The sequence below is a fragment of the Proteus sp. fly-1067 genome (assembly GCF_040139345.1).
GTDB classification, from domain to species: Bacteria; Pseudomonadota; Gammaproteobacteria; order Enterobacterales; family Enterobacteriaceae; genus Proteus; species Proteus vulgaris_B.
The window spans coordinates 1-631 of the sequence record NZ_JBEEUL010000141.1 but is presented as its reverse complement, the minus strand read 5'-3'; the positions used below and the strand labels follow the sequence as shown (position 1 = coordinate 631).

General features: G+C 43.4%; 1 protein-coding gene. It reads left to right on the top strand.

The window, feature by feature from the left end; genetic code table 11:
* Positions 1-631: tRNA uracil 4-sulfurtransferase ThiI (gene thiI, locus ABN217_RS19625; protein ID WP_349459908.1), on the top strand; the 631-nt coding region annotated here is incomplete at both ends.

The following is a 631-nucleotide window of genomic DNA, read 5'->3' as shown; positions in this document are numbered from 1 at the left end:
CCATCTAGAAATTGAAGATGAAAACCTGATCCTCGTGAAAGCACGTTATGAAGGCATTGGTGGCTTTCCTATCGGTACACAAGAAGATGTATTGTCTCTCATTTCAGGGGGCTTTGACTCAGGCGTTTCCAGCTATATGTTAATGCGCCGAGGTTGTCGAGTTCACTATTGTTTCTTCAACTTAGGTGGTGCGGCTCATGAAATTGGCGTAAAACAAATCGCTCATTATTTATGGAACCGTTTTGGCAGCTCACATAAGGTACGCTTTATTGCGGTTAACTTCGAACCCGTTGTGGCTGAAATTCTAGAAAAAGTCGATGATGGCCAAATGGGCGTTGTGTTAAAACGTATGATGGTACGTGCTGCCTCAAAAGTGGCTGAGCGTTATGGCGTTCAAGCGATAGTCACGGGTGAGGCATTAGGACAGGTATCAAGCCAAACCTTAACTAACTTGCGTTTGATTGATAATGCTTCAGATACATTGGTACTGCGTCCACTAATTTCTCATGATAAAGAACACATCATTAAAGTCGCGCGCCAAATTGGTACAGAAGACTTTGCGAAAACCATGCCTGAATACTGTGGTGTGATTTCTAAAAGCCCTACGGTAAAAGCAGTCAAAGCACGTATC